The organism is Mitsuaria sp. BK037 (assembly GCF_014193045.1).
Taxonomy (GTDB): Bacteria; Pseudomonadota; Gammaproteobacteria; order Burkholderiales; family Burkholderiaceae_C; genus Roseateles.
Map to the genome: position 1 here is coordinate 1,889,635 of NZ_JACHYS010000001.1, position 16,557 is coordinate 1,906,191.

The 16,557-nt window shown below is 68.9% G+C and carries 10 protein-coding genes; 5 read left to right on the forward strand and 5 right to left on the reverse strand.

All coding sequences use genetic code 11. From position 1 onward, the window contains the following. Nucleotides 1–351 precede the first annotated feature (351 nt). The 3 genes from FHT37_RS07745 to FHT37_RS25635 are packed head-to-tail and all read right to left on the reverse strand — an operon-like array spanning nucleotide 352 to nucleotide 7,862. The gene (locus FHT37_RS07745) at nucleotides 352–2,799 is read right to left on the reverse strand and encodes an RHS repeat domain-containing protein (protein ID WP_183479971.1); all 2,448 of its coding nucleotides are present in this window, start codon (nucleotides 2,797–2,799) and stop codon (nucleotides 352–354) included. A gap of 3 nt (nucleotides 2,800–2,802) precedes the next feature. Next, nucleotides 2,803–5,325 carry an RHS repeat domain-containing protein gene (locus FHT37_RS07750; RefSeq protein ID WP_183479973.1) on the reverse strand — a complete coding sequence of 841 codons (2,523 nt, stop codon included), beginning with the start codon at nucleotides 5,323–5,325 and terminating at the stop codon, nucleotides 2,803–2,805. A 2-nt stretch (nucleotides 5,326–5,327) separates the two neighbouring features. Beyond that, the gene (locus FHT37_RS25635; RefSeq protein ID WP_221210978.1) at nucleotides 5,328–7,862 is read right to left on the reverse strand and encodes an RHS repeat domain-containing protein; all 2,535 of its coding nucleotides are present in this window, start codon (nucleotides 7,860–7,862) and stop codon (nucleotides 5,328–5,330) included. Between the two features lie 373 nt (nucleotides 7,863–8,235). Between FHT37_RS25635 and FHT37_RS07760 the strand changes: the two genes are divergently transcribed. From FHT37_RS07760 to FHT37_RS07780, 5 genes are all read left to right on the forward strand, one after another. Further along, nucleotides 8,236–9,123, forward strand: a complete 888-nt coding sequence (locus FHT37_RS07760) for a DUF2272 domain-containing protein (RefSeq protein WP_183479977.1) — start codon at nucleotides 8,236–8,238, stop codon at nucleotides 9,121–9,123. Continuing rightward, nucleotides 9,120–9,731 (forward strand): hypothetical protein, encoded by a 612-nt coding sequence (locus tag FHT37_RS07765; protein WP_183479979.1) that lies wholly within the window; start codon nucleotides 9,120–9,122, stop codon nucleotides 9,729–9,731. Before FHT37_RS07760 ends, FHT37_RS07765 begins: the two co-directional genes overlap by 4 nt. 150 nt (nucleotides 9,732–9,881) lie before the next feature. Then, nucleotides 9,882–10,817 carry a sensor histidine kinase gene (locus FHT37_RS07770; protein ID WP_091734212.1) on the forward strand — a complete coding sequence of 312 codons (936 nt, stop codon included), beginning with the start codon at nucleotides 9,882–9,884 and terminating at the stop codon, nucleotides 10,815–10,817. 83 nt (nucleotides 10,818–10,900) lie between these two features. Further along, the gene (locus FHT37_RS07775) at nucleotides 10,901–11,587 is read left to right on the forward strand and encodes a response regulator transcription factor (RefSeq protein WP_091734214.1); all 687 of its coding nucleotides are present in this window, start codon (nucleotides 10,901–10,903) and stop codon (nucleotides 11,585–11,587) included. After that, a complete protein-coding gene (locus tag FHT37_RS07780; RefSeq protein WP_183479981.1) occupies nucleotides 11,578–12,426 on the forward strand; it encodes a DUF4239 domain-containing protein in 849 nt (282 codons plus the stop codon). Before FHT37_RS07775 ends, FHT37_RS07780 begins: the two co-directional genes overlap by 10 nt. Before the next feature lie 14 nt (nucleotides 12,427–12,440). Here the strand turns inward: FHT37_RS07780 and FHT37_RS07785 are convergent, their stop codons facing one another. Together FHT37_RS07785 and FHT37_RS07790 are read right to left on the reverse strand one after the other, a co-directional pair. Further along, entirely contained in the window at nucleotides 12,441–12,920 is a 480-nt protein-coding gene (locus tag FHT37_RS07785; RefSeq protein ID WP_183479983.1) for a hypothetical protein, read from the reverse strand. Then, a complete protein-coding gene (locus tag FHT37_RS07790; protein ID WP_183479992.1) occupies nucleotides 12,917–16,453 on the reverse strand; it encodes a winged helix-turn-helix domain-containing protein in 3,537 nt (1,178 codons plus the stop codon). Before FHT37_RS07790 ends, FHT37_RS07785 begins: the two co-directional genes overlap by 4 nt. Nucleotides 16,454–16,557 lie beyond the last annotated feature (104 nt).

The window sequence follows — 16,557 nt, forward strand, 5'->3', positions numbered from 1 at the left end:
CCCCGAACAGCAATAAAGGAACAATTTATTATCACGCCACCCTCGTCAATCGCAACACACTTAAATATTATATGCTCTTCCATCCCCTCAAGACCTGGCAACAACCTTGGGAAGGGCCGCAGTTTATTAAATTTCTTATAATAAAAGTCGGTGAATCCATAGGCAAGTCTCGGCTCATTTGCGTCCAGCACGCGATTAACAAAATTGAAGCGCGCAATTTGGTCAAGCAAGACACCTCGCATGTCCACATCCACGGATTCGCATAAAAAATCAAGCAACCGTGCCTCGAACTCCGTCAAATTAAATAGGCCAAAGAAGTTTTTGAGCCTTCCCAGCCACTGATGTTCCGAGCTATTCCTCACAAGTGCAATCCGTTTCATTAAATGTCATGGATGCCACTCCATAAATAGCGGCCCCAGGGGTGTATGGCATACGATTAATTAGCCTCCGCCAAGCAGGCCACGGAATATATCTCGCGCGCTGCGCGGCATTCATGCCGATTCCGGCTGCTGTGGCATCCATGAGGTCATGAAGATCTGGTCTCCCCCCCGTGGTGGGAATGTAGTCACCATTCATGCGATTGCCAGTCTTGTTCATCCAGTTTGCCGGCGAACTACCCGCTCGCTTGAGAAACTTTCTGGAGAATAGGCTATGCGAGAAGTTACTTCCTCCATTGGGACTAATATTGCGTGCAAATGCTCGAGTACCAGCAGCATTACCAACCGCAATGGAAGCCACAACGCCAGAGACTTCACCGGCGGCGTACCATTTCGAGCAGCGATTGACACTATTGATGTCCATAACGCGTCGAAGTTGTCTCGATATTCCGAACGTCACAACGTCACCGAATCCACCGCCAAAATCAACCAGCCCCTGCGACGGCTCCCAGCCACCAGTCATGTTGTAGATGGCGTCGTACACGCCATCGGTGCCCCACAGGCCATACGGGTCGTAAAAAGTCAGTGGGTTTCCATTCGCGTAACCATATGTATTGACACCTCCCGTCAACCCAATAGGATCACTTTGAACATACCTCCCCGTCGTCCCGTCATAGTCCCGGAAGTAGTTGTAGTTCAACCCGGACTCGCTGTCATAGTACTGCCCGGGAAAGCGCAGGTTGAACGTGATCGGTGAGAGGCCCGCCGGCGCCTGCTCCGGCTGCGTCGTGCCAAAGGGCTCGCTGATCCAGCGCCAGCGCGCCGCATCGGTCTTGTCGATGAGCACGCGCGGTGCGTTCAGGTGATCCGCGTACGCGAGCAGCGGCAGCGGTGACGCCACCGATCCAACGATCACCGCCACGGGCGTGTCGCCCAGCCAGACGAACTCCTGCACCACGCCCGAGGCGTTGTACTCGCCCAGGAGATGCCCTTCTTGGTCGTACACGAAGTCCCTCAGCCCCGCGCTGTGCTCCTTGTGCACCCGCTGCCCGCCCGCGTCGTATTGGTAGGTCGTCGTCAGGCCGTTTTTGGTGAGCGTGCCCAGCCGGTTGTCCAGTCGGATCGTCGTGGTGTACGCCAGGCCCGTGTCGCTGAGCGTGTTGCCCGCCGCGTCGTAGCCGAAGCTGCGCGTGGGATTGGCGACGCTGGTGAGCCGGTTGCTGGTGCTGGCCGTCGTGTAGGTCCGCGTCGTGGCGTTGAGCTTGACGCTGGTCCGGTTGCCGTTGGCGTCGTAGCCGATGGTCCAGGAGTTGGCCGGCGTGACGATGCTGGTCAGCCGCCCCAGCTCGTCATAACCGAAGCTCTGGTTCATCGCCTGCGCGGCGGCGGTGGCTTCACCGGTACTCGCATCCAGGTGCGTGTAGCTGACGATCCGGTCAGCCGCGTCGTAGGTGATGTCGCGGACGACGGCGCCCAGCGGATAACGGACCAGGCGGCCGTAGGCGTCGTACACCCGCTCCTGCAGCTTCGTGCCGCTGTTCATCTGCATCTGCCAGCTGCGCACGCCGCCGAAGGGCTCGAACTGGATGCCGCTGATCAGCGGCTGTGCGGCGCTTGAGGCGTCCTTGGCCAGGCTCATGCTGACCGGCAGTCCCGCGTCGTACTGGATCGTCAGCACGCGGCCCGAGGGGTAGGTGATACGGGTGACGTGACCGGCGGGGTCGTAGCCGTAGCGCGTGGTCAGCACCGCCGTGCCCACCGTCTGGATGGCCGTCGTCAGTCGTCCGAACGCGTCGTACCCGTACTTCGTGTTGCCCGACGGGCTCGTGGCCGTCGTGAGCCGGCCGATGCCGTTGGTGAACTCCCCGCCCGTCTGGTCGTAGGTCCAGCTGTAGGTCAGCGTCGACTGGCCGCTCTGCGTGTAGATCGCGGAGCTCACCCGGTTGAGGTCGTCGTAGGTGTAGGTGGCCAGCACGCCGCGGCTGTCCAGCCGGGTGAGCAGGTTGCCGTTGGGGTCGTAGGTGCTGGTGGCGGTGCCCGTGTCGGGGCTGGTGAGCTGCGTGAGGTCCCCCAGTCCGTTGCGCTGATAGCTCGTCACCAGGTTGCGAGGATCGGTGACTTGCTTGAGCTGATCGATGCCGTCGAAACCCAGCGTCGTCACGCCGCTGCGAGCGTCGGTGTTGGTCTTGACGCGGTCCAGCGCGTCGTAGGCAGTGCTGGAGGTGAAGCCGAAGCCGGAGACACCTTTGGCCTTGATGACCTTGGTCGGATTGCCCTTGGCGTCGTACTCGTAGTCGGTGACCGGTGCCGGGGACACCGGCGGGGGCGGCAGCGTCGCCGCGTGTGCGCCGATCCCCAAGCACGCGGCTATCGCAGCCGCGAGTGCGCTCCGGCACTGCCAGTGCCATTTCTTGCTTTGCATGAATTACTCCCTGCCTGTTGTTTGTTGTGCCCGGCCGAGCGCGTCGAAGACGCGGCTCATGCTCCGCTTGAGCGTGCCTTGCGGGTCCTTGGCGACTTCCGCGGTCCGATTGCCGCTCTGGTCCAGCGTGTATTCGATGCGATTGCCTTGGCCGTCGGCCACAGCGGTCAGGCGATGCGCGTCGTCGTACTCGTAGGTCACGATCGCGCCATCGGGCTGTGTCGTCTTCTTGAGCAGCCCGGTGGGCCAGTACTCGTAGCTGGTCGTTGAACCACCGGTGGACACCGAGATCAGGCGCTGGCGAAGGTCATAGCCATAGGTGGTCGAGACCATGTTGGCGTCGATGACCTCCAGCGGCTTGCCATAGGCGTTGTAGCGGGGGAACTGCGTCAGGTGGCCGGCGCTGTTCACCGAGGACTTCAAGTCGCCCTTGGTGTGGTCGGCCGTCGTGTCGGTGTAGTACTCGTTGGTCACGACGAGCTTGCCGCGCGGGTCGGTCTCGATGAGCACCTGGCCGGTGGCGTCGTAGGTCCAGCTCGTCGCGCGAGCCGGCACGCCGGACTGCAGCGTCGCATTGAAGCCTTGCGCACCGCTCTCATCGGTCGTCGCCTGCTCCACGCGCTTGCACAGCACGACGATGGGGTTGCCATCGGGCAGCAACGCGCTGGCCGGCGCGCAGCTCGCCACCGCATTGCCGTTGAAGGGATCGGGCTGTCCGTTGTAGACCAGCGTCGTGATGCGGCGCGGCTCCGCCGTCCGGGTGGCCAGACGCCAGTCGGGGTGCCATTGAGAACTCACTTTGCGTGCGCCCGCGGGTAAAGCTGCCCCCGCGCTCAACACCGGCGCACAAGCCGCGCCCGCCGTCAGGCCCTCGACACGTGACGACTCCAGATGCCGCACGTCAACATAGCTGTGACAGGTTTGACCACCATTGAAGTCAGTCCTGCGGTTGACATTCCCTTCGGCGTCGTAGTCCAGCGATGAACTTGACGCCTCGCATCCCGCGCCCGCCGGCTGCGACTGTTCCTTCGTTAGTGTGGAGCCTGCAATCTGCTGGCTCGTGACCCCCAGTGCCCGTCCATCAGGACCTGTCACGCTGGCATTCACAGCTTGCAGCACATCCAGCCGGCGAGTGGTCCGCAAGTTGGGAACATCGTCGGTGAGCGTCAGCGTCCACCGAGGGGGAGCCGGCCACTCCACGTGCCACCGCTCACCGTTGCTACCCGTGGCCGTCGTGATGGCGCGACCTTCCGAGTCGTACTCATACCTACCCAGGACCTGACCTCCTTCGTCGACCAACGACGTGATGGCCCAGGTCTGATCGGCATTCTCATAGCCGTAGCGCCGCGACGTGTCGTCCGGATGACCGATCTCGCTCAGGCCGCCAAAGCCTCCATACCGAAACGTGTGACGACGGCCGCCCGGGTCGTTTACAGCCTTGACCCGAACGGTCGAAAAATAGAACGGATCAGGCTCGTACTCGAAGCCCAACATCCTCCCCGTCTCGTCGCGGACGGCGCTGATGACGCGCACGCGCATCGTGCCCTCCTCCTTGGCAAGCACTTCGCCATAGAGATAGTCCAGATATCGACCATCGGCGAAATGCACACGCGTGAGTTCCGGGCTCGAATCACCGACATACCGTTCGACGGCAGATGCCGTCACGTCGTAGTAGTTCCAGCCCGCATTGCTTCGGGTGAAAGTCGCCTTGTCGAGCTCCAGCGGCGTCGACGCCGAATCGCCGAAGGACTGGAACGACTTCGACGTCCCGTCGCCGCGCATGAAGACCGGCGTGTAGAGATCACCATTGATCATGGCGCGCTTGAGAAGATTGGCCTGCCAAAGCCTTCCGAAAGTGGCCGGTCCGCCTGGATACCGATCGATGCTCATGGCGGCATCCCGCGGTGCATAGCTGAGGACAAGCTCGTGCCCCCGCCCCCATCCGACAATGCGCTCGCGCTGCGACTTAAGGCCAGTCAGCACACCGATCGGATTCCCCCGATTCGGCGTGCATGTTGGGGCGGGACGCTCATCGCGGAACCTCATGCAGAGGCCGAGCTCGGGTCGCCAGTTCGAGTTGAGGTATCCCCCACAGTCCATCACCACGTCGAAGTAGCTGTCGGTGACGTATGAGTAGGTGGTCTCTCCGGTTCGCTTATTGCGCAGTGTGGTGTTGATGGTGTACGTGCACTTGTGGATCGGATAAGGGAGTACGTCATGGAATCCAGAGGGGAAACAGCGTCCAGGGCTGGCAACGCTGGTCTCTACGTATTCGGGGTAGTCGATGGGCGCTTCAATGATTGGCCTCACCTTTGCCCATAAAGCCTCCTTCAAGGCGTCCGCCGTTGGGTAGCAACCCGGCACCCCGCCTGCCGGCCTTAACGCCCGGTGGACGAAGTCGTAGGAGTTGTAGAGCTTGTGGCAATCCTCCGCATAGGAGGAGTGAGCAGCCAGCAAACACAGCAGCACTGTCCCCCACTTCAACCATCTCGCCATTGCTATTCCCTTCTTATCGACGCTGATCAATCTCAATCCCTGCCTATCGATTGTTGTTCCCGGCCCAGCGCGTCATACACGCGCGCCAGGGTCCGCTTGAGCGTGCCTTGTGGGTCTTTGGCCGCTTCGGCCGTCCGGTTGCCGCTCTGGTCCAGCGTGTACTCGATGCGATTGCCTTGGCCGTCGGCCACAGCGATCAAGCGATGCGCATCGTCGTACTCGTAGGTCACCACGGCGCCATCGGGCTGTGTCGTCTTCTTGAGAAGTCCGGTGGGCCAGTACTCGTAGCTGGTGGTCGATCCGGCGGTGGACACAGAGGTCAAGCGCTGACGAGCGTCATAGGCGTAGGTGGTCGAGACCAGGTTGGCGTCAACCACCTCCAGCGGCTTGCCGTAGGCGTTGTAGCGCGGGAACTGTGTCAGATGGCCACCGCTATTCATCGAGGACTTGAGGTCGCCCTTGGTGTGCTCGGCGGTCGTGTCGGTGTAGTACTCGTTGGTCACCACGAGCTTGCCGCGCGGGTCGGTCTCGGTGAGCACCTGGCCGGTGGCGTCGTAGGTCCAGCTCGTCGCGCGAGCCGGCACGCCGGACTGCAGCGTCGCATTGAAGCCTTGCGCACCGCTCTCGTCGGTCGTCGCCTGCTCCACGCGCTTGCACAGCACGACGATGGGTTTGCCATCGGGCAGCAACGCGCTGGCCGGCGCGCAGCTCGCCACCGCATTGCCGTTGAAGGGATCGGGCTGTCCGTTGTAGACCAGCGTCGTGATGCGGCGCGGCTCCGCCGTCTTCGTCGCCATGCGCCAATCGGGATGCCATTGGGAGCTGATCATTCGGACGCCCGCCGGCAACGCTGCCGCCGACACCGATTCGCACGCCATTGCCGACGACACACCTTCGATTCGCGTCACCTCCAGCTTGCGGACCGCGTCATAGGCCATGCAAGTGCGGTTGCCGTTGAAGTCGTCGCTGCGCGTGACGTTGCCAGCGGCATCGAAGGCCGAGCTCGAAGTGGACGCCGCACATCCCGCGCCTGCCGGCTGGCTCTGCGCGTCCAGCAACTGCAGGTTCCCTACCGCCGTGCCATTCCAGGTGGATTGCCGTCCATCCGGTGCCGTGACCTGCGCCTCCCTCGGAGTCCCATCCAGACGCACATGCTCGCGCACGAAGACGTCGAGTTCAGGGTCGTAGCGCTCCACTGGCAGGGCGAACTTCGGCGGGTTCGGCCAGGCAATCGTCCAGCCGTTCAGCGACCCCGTCTGGGAGAAAGTGGCGCGGCCCTGGTCGTCATAGCGATAGGTCCCGATGCGCCCGCTGCCTTCGTCCAGGCGCCCCGTCAGCAAATGACGGAACGTGGTGTTCTCATAGAGGAACCGCTTCGTTGTCTGGTCCGCATAGGTGATGGATGTGAGGTTCCCGACATCGTCGTACGACAGCGGCAATACGACGCCGGCCGGGTCCGTGATGCTCTGGATGGCCGCGTATTTGAAATCGACAGACTTGTACTGGAAGGCGATCTGCCGACCGGCTTCGTCACGGATCAAGCTGATCAGATTGCGGCTCTCCGTGTACTCGCCGCCCGCCGGAACCGGAGTGATGGTGTAGTCCAGCCGGCGGCCATCGATATAGGCAATCGACGCCAACGTGCCATCGGGGCGAAACACCTCGATCGCGCGCTCAGCCTGGTCGAAGTACAGCGTCTGCTGGCTGTCGACCTGAGGCCACAGATCCCGCTCCGTGGGGTCCGCCTGGTCGCCGAAGGACTTCCAGGCCCCCAGGCCTCGCTGGAACAGATGGATGCGCTTGGGGTTGCCCTGGTTGATCCACTGCTTGTGGAGGTTGCTGAACCAGTAGCGGCCGAACGAGTTGGAGCCTCCCTCATGGATCGTCCCGTTCTCGGGCATCAGCAGGCTCAGGTAATTCATCTTGAGCGCGTGGCCGCGCCCCCAATCGAAGATGTCCTCGGGTTGCTGCTTCAGGCCGGTGAGCGGCTCGATGGGATTTCCGACGCCCGGCCGTCTCTGGCAATTGCCGCCAACGAAGAGGTCCCTGTCGATGATCGGCTTGCAGCTGTCGGTAGCACTGGTAAGGGCTTTGGTACGGAACTTCTCTCCGCAAGTCATCAATAGTTCGAAGGTTGACTTCTCCTCATCAACGGTGACGCGATCCGGATACCAGATGTGGGTCCTGGTCGTGCGAGCTGTGTAGTCACAAATTGCTGTGGGATATCGCGACGTCCCATACTCCCCATTCGGTCGACAGGAGCCGGGTAATACCACCGTCGTTTCAGTCCATTCGCCGGAACTGCCCTTCTCCGCAGCAAGGGGCGCAACGGCTGCATAGGTTGCCGCGGACACATCACCGATGGAGTCCCGGCACTCTTGATACACGCTCCTTGTCGCTGGCGTGTCCATGTGGAGATACCTCGCGACAGGCCCACTCGGCGTCCACATGTGCCAGCAGTCCTTGGCCGCCATCGCCGGCAGCGCGAAGAGGCTCAGCCCTGAGGCAATCAGAAGACGGGCCCGCAGCCTGCGAGCTGGAATGAATCGATGCGCTGGGTCGCTCACGCGAGAACTCCCTGATGTGGTTTGGCAAGCCATCAGGAAGTCGCACACGTCCCAAGGGAAACCCCTGCGGCCGCACCATGGTCCAACCGGCAAGCGTCTGTCGCGCTCAATGCCAGGTCGGTCTCACTCCCTGATTCAGGGCGGCGATTCTCCATGATGAAGATGTCGATTGCAGGAATCGCTCCGGACAGTTGCAGGTCTCACCACGGCATCACAGGCATGCGGCTCTCGCGAGGACCAGACCGGCCAGCGAAAGCACGATGACCGCCTCCGACATTCCTCCCCCCAAGCTCAGCCCCGCGCCGATGCCCTGATCGCCACCGCGCCCTGACGATGAGCGCTCCACGCCGCCCTTGCGGACGCAGGAGCCCGCATGTCCTCGCGCATCCTTCGCTTCCCTCCCCTCCTTGACCGCCCCGGCATCGCCGGCCTGGCGCTGCGGCTCCTGGCCGCGCTGTCCATCTCGATCCTGCCCGGCTGCGCGGCGCTGCAACCGCCGCCTGCCGAGCGATGGCCGGCGACCGATCCCGCGCCGATCTACGCCGTCGAGGACATCCGCCCCGCGCCCGGCCTGGGCGGCGAGCTCGCGCCCGACCCCGCCTCGACCGAGCGCCTGCTGGCGCTGGCGCTGCAGGAATGGCAGCTCTGGGGCCGGGGCCGCTGGGACGCCGCCACCAACCTCACCGAACGCCGCCTCGACGAGCCCCGCGGCCTGGAGGCCGAGCCCTACCTCCACGCCCGGGTGCTGCTGTACTGGCTCGGCGTCAAGGGTGGCGACTTCCCGGTCCAGCGCACCCGCCACGAGGACGGCTCGCTGCGCCCCTGGAGCGCCGTCTTCATCTCCTGGCTGATGCGCGGCGCCGGCTTCGGCGAGCGCCAGTTCGAAGCCGCCGAGCTGCACTGGCAATACATCCGCGCCGCGCTGGACCACGGCGTCCGCGCCGGCGTCGAGGCCCGCGACGCCGCCTCCACCGCCCCTCGCCCCGGCGACCTGATCTGCGCGCCGCGCGACGCGACCCCGGAGGCGCCGTCGGGATTCGCCCAGTGGAGCGCCCTCGCCCGCCCGCTGCGCGCCCGCGCCTGGCCCTGGCATTGCGACCTGGTCGTGCAGGTGGACGGCGCCGAGCTCGGCGCCATCGGCGGCAACGTCAGCGACAGCGTCACCTGGACCCGCACGCCGCTGGACGCCGCCGGCCGGCTGGTGCCCACGCCCGAGCGGCCCTGGACCGTCGTGCTGCGCCAGAAGGGAGCCCCGCCATGAGCGCCGCGCTGGACGGCCCGGCAACGCGTGGGCGGCGAGCCGCGGTGCTCGGTTTCTGGCAGGGGACGGTCGGTCTGGCCACCGGCCTGAGCGTCATCGCCGGCGTGCTGATCTCGGTGACCCAGCTGGTCGAATGGGTCGACGACAGCAAACGCGCCAACCTGACCGGGCGCCTGCAGTCGCTGCAGCACGTGGCCCACCTGCTCGAGCGCGACGAGCGCATCCGCCTGCGCGCCCGCGCCTTCCTCAAGGAGCGGCTGCCGGAGATCCTGCCGCGCCTGGACGAGCTGATCCGGCGCGCCGGCTCCGGCGAGGACCTCTACCTGAGCCAGGACATGGAGGACTACGCCGCCGTCCACTTCCATTACGAGCAGCTCGGCGCGCTGGTGAAGCTCGAGTACATCGAGTTCCCGCTGGTCTACGAGGTCATCCCCTTCCCCGACGACTACCTGGCGGCCGTCGAGCCGCTGCGCCAGGCGCTGGCCGACAACTGGAAAGGCCCCGGACGGCCGCTGCCGGATCTGGGCGCCAACATCGTCTATCTGAAGCGTTGTTACGCCTTCAGCCGCGCGCATCCGGACCAGATGGCGCGATGTCCGCCGCCCTGAGCGGTCGCGCCCGACGCGGCGAGGCGGTCCGCCGGCCTCCGGAAGGTTTCCGGAAGGTCGCGCTCCCCGGTCCCGCCTACCGTTGACGGTACCGATCCCCGGATCGTTCCTTCGACACGACGACGCCGCCATGGCGCACAGGGAGCTCCCATGAACCTCACCCCGCACCGTTGCCCTCCACCCCCGGCCTCGCCCCCCGCGGGCCGGCCCCGCCAGGGCGGCTTGCCCGCCCGGCTGGCCGCCGAGCACCGGCTGCAGCGCCTCACCCGGCTGCAGACCACGCTCGCCGAAGCCCACGCCGAGGCCGAGCGCCGCGAGCGCGAGCGCATGGCCCAGCTGCTGCATGACCAGGTCGGCGGACTGATCGTCCGCCTGCGCCTGGCCCTGGGCGACTGGCGCAGGACACAAGCGGACGGAGTCGGTGCCGATGCGAGTTCCGGCTCGGACTCGGACTCGGGCTCGGGCTCGGACGCCGGCTCCCACGCGGACGCGGCCTCGGGCGCCGTCCGCGGCCTCGGCGGCCGTGACACCGCGCCGGCGCACCCGGCGACGCGCTTCGGCGAGTTGCTCGGCGAGCTGTCCGAGACGGTGCGGACGCTGGCCTTCGCACTAGCGCCGCCGGACTGGCACGGCGACCTGCCGACGGCGCTGGAAGCGGTGGCGGTGGAGCTGGGCCTGCGCGGCACCCTGGAGGTGCGCATCGACGGCCGCGCGCTGTCGGCGGCCGACACCGTCGAGGTGCCGGATGCGCAGCGCGCCGCCGCCTGCCGGGTCGTGCGCGAGCTCTGCCTGAACGTGCAGAAGCACGCCCGGGCGACGCGGATCGAGATCACGCCCAAGATCCGGCAAGGCTGGTTGAGCGTGCGGGTGCGGGACGACGGTCGCGGCCTGCCGGCCGCGCCGCGCGGCGCTCACCGTCCGGAGCAAGCCAGCGAGGACGACTGGCGCGGAGCCGCCGATGGCCACGGCCTCGGCCTGGGCGGCGCTCGCGCGCAGCTGCAGGCGATGGGCGGCGCGCTGGTGCTGCGCTCCGAGCCGGGCCGCGGCACCAGCGCCACGCTGCTGCTGCCGCTCGCGCCCAAGTGAAGCGATCGAGGCGCGCGCCTGCGACCGCCCGCGCCCCGTCGCCATCCCATCCCCTCCCTTCCCCATTCATCGAGGAGACTCCCATGCCCCTGCGCATCGTCCTGGCCGATGACCACCAACTCGTGCGCGAAGGCCTGCGCGCGCTCCTGTCCCGCGATGCGGCGCTGGACGTCGTCGGCCTGGCCGAGGACGGCGCCGCCGCCGTCAAGCTCGTGCGCCACCTGCAACCGGACCTGCTGATCACCGACATCGCCATGCCCGGCCTCAACGGCCTGGAGGCGACGCGGCGCGTGCGCGCGCAGCATGCGGCGGTGCAGGTGATCTGCCTGTCGATGCACGGCGACCAGCGCAGCGTGGTCACCGCGCTGCAGGCCGGCGCTTCCGGCTACGTGCTCAAGGACGCGTCCAGCGAGGAACTGCTGCGCGCGGTGCGCGACGTGGCCGCCGGCCGCATCTACCTCAGCCCGGGCCTGATGGGCGGCCTGGTCGACGAGATCCGCACGCGCCAGCGCCTGCCCGACGGCGCCGCGTCCGCGCCGGCCGGTCCCGCGCTGACCGCGCGCGAGCGCGAGATCGCCCAGCTCTTCGCCGAGGACCTGAGCACGCAGGAGATCGCCGACCGCCTCAAGCTCAGCGCGAAGACGGTCGCCACCCACCGCGAGAACGTCACCCGCAAGCTGGGCGTGCGCGGCGTCGCCGGCATCACCCGCTATGCGCTGGGCGAGGGCCTGAGCGACGGCGCGCCCCAGGGAGCCGGGTCATGCCGCTGATCGTCCACGCGTGGCCGGCCTGGGTCCTGGGCGGCGCGCTGGTGCTGGCCTGGATGGCGATCGGGCTGGGCGCGCAGGCGCTGTTCCCGCGCCGCTGGCGCGAACGGGCCACCGCGACCGACCACCGCGTCGCGCTCGCGTCGCTGGCCGTGATCGTGACGGTCAACGTGCTGCTGCTGGCGGTCTCGGCGTTGTCGGTCCGGGACGCCTTCAGCGCCGCTGAACAGGCGGTCGAGCGCGAGGCCACGGCGATGGCGCAACTGGCGCGCTCGCTGGCGGTCTACGGCACACCCGAGTCGCGCCTGGCCCGCGAGCGGCTGCGCGGCTACGGCCGCAGCGTGGTCGGCAAGGAATGGATCGCGATGCAGCGCGACCAGGCCAGCCTGCCGACGCTGGATGCCTTCGACGACCTCTACCGCACGCTGGGCGACCTGCATCCCGCGGCGGCGTCGGAGGGCGCCCTCCTCGCGCAGATCTGGACCCAGGCCAACGAGCTGCTGAGCCAGCGCCGCGCGCGGCTGATGGCCGCCCGCGACCAGGTGCCCGCGACGCTGTGGGCGGTGGTGCTGGCCAGCTCGCTGCTGACGCTCGCGCCGGTGGCGGCGCTGCCGGTCAGCGCCTGCAGCCGCGGCGCGATCGTGGTGCTGGCGCTGGTGCCGGGCCTGGTCTTGCCTGTCGTCGTGGCGATGGACCGGCCCTTCCTCGGCGCTGGGCGGGTCAGCGCGACGCCGATCGAGAACGCGCTGGCCCACATGCAGCGCTGGGATGCCCGGTGGAGCGCCGATGCCCCGTCGTCGTCGTCGTCGCCATCGCGGCCTGGCGCGGCGCCCCTGCGCTGATGGCCGCGCGACGATCAGTCGTCGCTGCTGCTGCCGTTGCGGATCTCCGGATCGGAGGTCGCGATCAGCGTCTGCGCGTTGCCGGAGGCCGGGCGGCGGAACACCAGCACCACGCCGCGTCGCGTGCCCGGCCCGACCGGCACGGTGACCGTGGTCGCCTGGTCCAGGCCGGTCGCGACGAAGGTGTTGGGCAGCCCGCTCGGCTTCTCCAGGGTCTTGGCCACCGCGACGAACAGCGTCACGCTGGTGTCCGGCTTGCTGTTGCCCAGTTGAGCGAGCACGTCCGGCGACAGCCCCACGGACTGCTGCGCGAACATGATCGCGTTGGTGTTGACGGTATCCAGCGGCTTGGGGCTCGGGATGCGCTCCCAGCGCGCATTGAAGTAGGCGCAGGGAATCACGTTGTCGGCCGGCCCGATCAGGGGCACGACGAAGTACAGCGTCGATTCTTCGGCGTCGGCGCGCGCGAGCGCAGCGGCAGTGAGGTCGTTCATGAGGGTCGCCTTCCTTTCAGGGAGGGAGTTGGGACATCAGCGAAAAGGGCCGCGTGGGCCGGCACATAGCCGTCCGCCGTCAGCCGCCGGGTCCAGCCGTCGTCCGGCGCCTGCGGACTCGCGCAGGCGCGCAAGGCCAGCCAGGCCTCGAGCACCAGCCCGGCCTGCCCGGCGTCGACCGCCGGCTGGATCTGGTCGCGTTGCCGCGCGCAGCGCGCGCGATCGGGCGCCGCGCCGGCCGCATCGGCCCGCAGGCCCAGCAGCGCCCGGCGCGCCTGCAGTTCATGGTTCTGCCAGTGATGCGGCCGCAGACGCAGCAGCGTCGCCATCGCCTCCTCGGTGGCTGCCAGCCGCGTGCGCACGCCAGCCCAGTCGCCGGCGCGCGCGGCGGTCCCGGCCTCGGCCAGCGCGACCCGCATGAGGGCCTCGCGCCGCAGGAAGTCCCGCGCCGGATCGCTGCCGGCGGTGGCCAGCTCACCGGCCAGTTGATCGCGCAAGGCTGCCAGCGCCGCGTCGACGGCCTGACCGGCGTCCAGACGCGCCAGCAGCAGGCTGCCCTCGGCGTGCTGGCGGTCGGCGCGCCAGTAGCGGTTCTCCGGATCGTGCCGCTCGGCCTGGCGCAGCCGCGCGACGCCCTCGGCCATCGTCGCCGCCGCCTCGCCGAGACGCCCCGCCGCGCGCAGCGCCTCTGCGCGGCGCAGCTCCAGCGTGCCCAGGTCGCGCAGGCGCAGCTGCTCGTCGGGGTGGGCGGCCGCCTGCGCCAGGCGCTCCGCGCGCGCGGCGTCCAGCGCCGCCAGGGCCTCGATCGGCCGACCCCGCACATGCGCCACCAGGCCGAGCCAGGTCCGCGAGGTGGCCACGCCGTCGCGCAGGTCGGCGTCCGCGGGCGAACGGGCCAGCGCCTCGAGCTTGAGCGCCAGCGAGGCCTGGAACCAGCGCTGCGCGTCCTCCCAGGCCCCGCGCCGGAACGCGATCGAGCCCAGGCTGTTGAGCGCGTAGCCCAGTTCCCCCTGCGCGGTCGCGTCCTCGGGCGCCTGCTGCCGCCAGCGCTCGCTGGCGACGCGGTAGCGGTCCATTGCCCGCGCCGCCGCGTCGAAGTCGCCGGCGTCGAAGGCGATCTGGCCCAGCCAGAACGAGGCCGCGCCGAGGGTGCGGTAGTAGTCGCCGGCGCTGACGCCCGGCACGCGCTCCAGCGGCTCGAGCGGCGCCAGCAGGCGCAGCGCCGCGTTCAGCGCGTCGATGGCGATGTCGGTGCGACCCTTGCCGCGGCTGCTGTTGACCTCGCCGATCACCACCAGCGCCTTCGCGCGTCCCAGCGTGTCGGCGCCATTGGCCACGGTCGCGGCGGTCGCCGCGGTCGCCAGTTCGGCCTCCGTCTCGCCGCCCTCGGCCGGACCGAGCAGCCGCAGGCCCTGCTCGCCGATGCGCCCCAGCAGGTCCAGCTTGCCGATCGGCCGCAGGCCGTCCGCCAGCTCGCCGAGCATGAAGGACGCCAGTTGCCGGCTCTGGCGCTCGCGCTCCGCGGCGACCTCGGCCTGCCGCGCATAACCGATCGCCGCCACGCCCGCGACCGCCGCCAGCAGGAAGGCGCCAGCGCTGGCCGCGCCCAGCCCCCAGCGTCGCAGGCGCAGCCGGCGCTGCGAGCGCGCGATGAAGTCGCGGGCCTCGTCGCCGAGCAGCCCGGGCGCCTCGGCCAGGATGCGCGCGGCGTTCCACAGCGTCGTGCCGCGCGGCAGCAGCAGCGCGCTGGCCTGCCCTGCCTCGCGCCAGCGCGCGACCCAGGGGCGCAACTCGTCGCGCGCCGCCAGCGCGGCGCGGTGCTGCGCCACCCAGGCGGTGACCCGCGGCCAGCGCCGCAGCAGCGCCTCGTGGGCGACGCGGTAGCCGTTGACGCCGCCCGCGTGGTCCGCCACCAGCAGCCGGGCCTCGACGAAGGCGGCGACCAACGCGCGCTCGGGCGCGTCGCTCAACTCCGCCGCGGCGACCCAGCGGCCGGTCGGCGACGCTTCCTCGCCGGCCAGCGCCACCAGCCGCGGCAGCAGCCGGGGCAGCGCCTCCTGCTGGTCCGCCGGCAGCTCGCCCAGCAGCGCCTCCGCGCGGCGGCCGATCGCGCCCTCCAGGCCGCCCAGGTCCTCGTAGGCCGACCAGGCCAGCACCTCGCCCGGCGCCCGGTGCAGGTAGAGCTGCTGCAGCGTGTACTGCAGCAGCGGCAGCGCGTCCGGCGCCTGCATCGCGTCGGCGCAGAGCCGGTCGTCGAGCCGGTTCAGCCCGCTCGCGTCGGCGCCATAGCTCAGCCCGGCGGCCCGCGCCGGCAGCCGGATCATCTGCGCGATCGCCGACGCGGCGGGCGGCGCCAGGTCGAGGTGGGCGCCGCTCTCCTTGCCGCGCATCAGCAGCGGCCGCCGCGCCATCGCCGGGTAGAAGTCGTTGCGGCAGACCGCCAGCACCACCAGCCGCGCGCTGCGCACCAGCCGCTCCAGCGCGTCGAACCAGGCCGCGGTGCGCGCGTCGTCCTCCTGCAGCAGGGCCTCGAGCCGGTCCAGCACCAGCAGCGGCGGCGCCTCGGCGCCGCCGCGCAGCGCGCGCGTCGCGTCCAGGCCGATCGCGAGCTGGCGCAGCACCTCCTCCGGCGCCTCGCGCAGCGCCACCGACAGCGTGTCGATGCTGTGGCCGGACAGCAGCGGCACGCCCTGGCAGTCCCAATCCAGCATCGCGCCGGCCAGGCCCGCCCAGGCGTCGAGGCCGCCCAGCGCGCCCAGGTCGACGCTGGCCGCGGCGCAGACGCGCAGGCGGGGGACGTCGCCGTCCACATCGCCGCCCCCATTGCCGCGGCCTTCGTCGACAGGCGGGCGCGCCAGCGCCGGCACCAGTCCCGCCTGCACCAGCGAGGTCTTGCCCGAGCCGCTCGGCCCCAGCAGCACCACCAGCGGATGACCCAGCCGCCATTGCCGCGTCAAACGCGCATGCAGCGCGGCGACGGCCTCGTCGCGGCCGAAGAACACGCTCGCATGCGCGGCGTCGAACGGCTCCAGGCCGCGGAACGGCGACTGCCCGCGCCAGCCGCCGGCATGGCTGCGCGGCCCCTGCGCCGACAGCACGCCCAGGGGCGCCACCACGCGGTAGCCCTCCTTGCGGATGGTCTCCAGGTAACGCGGCGTCGCGGCGCTGTCGCCCAGCGCGCGGCGCAGGCCGGCCACCACCTTGTGCACCGGGTTGTCGCCCAGCGTGGTCGCCTCGGGCCAGCAGTCCTGCAGCAGCGCCTCGGCGGACACCACCTCGCCGGGCTGGCGGCACAGCGCGACCAGCACCGCCATCGGCCGCGGCTCCAGCACCACGGTCTCGTCGCCGCGGCTCAGCCGCCGGGTCCGTACCTCCACGCGCCAGTCGCCGAGCAGGAACTCGCGCGGCGCGGCGGCAAGCACGCCGCCGGCGACCGATCCGTCCGCACCGGCGACCTTCGGCCGCGATGGCGCGGCCAACGCTGGCATCGCGGGCATCTCGGGCACCGAGCCCCCGCCGCTGCTCCTGTCCATGGTGATTGCTCCCTGCGACACGCCTCTGCGGGCGTGTGATGGCGCGGAGTCTAGGAGCGCCGGCCGCGCGCGTCAGCCCCTGCGCCCCGGCAGGGTTGACAGCT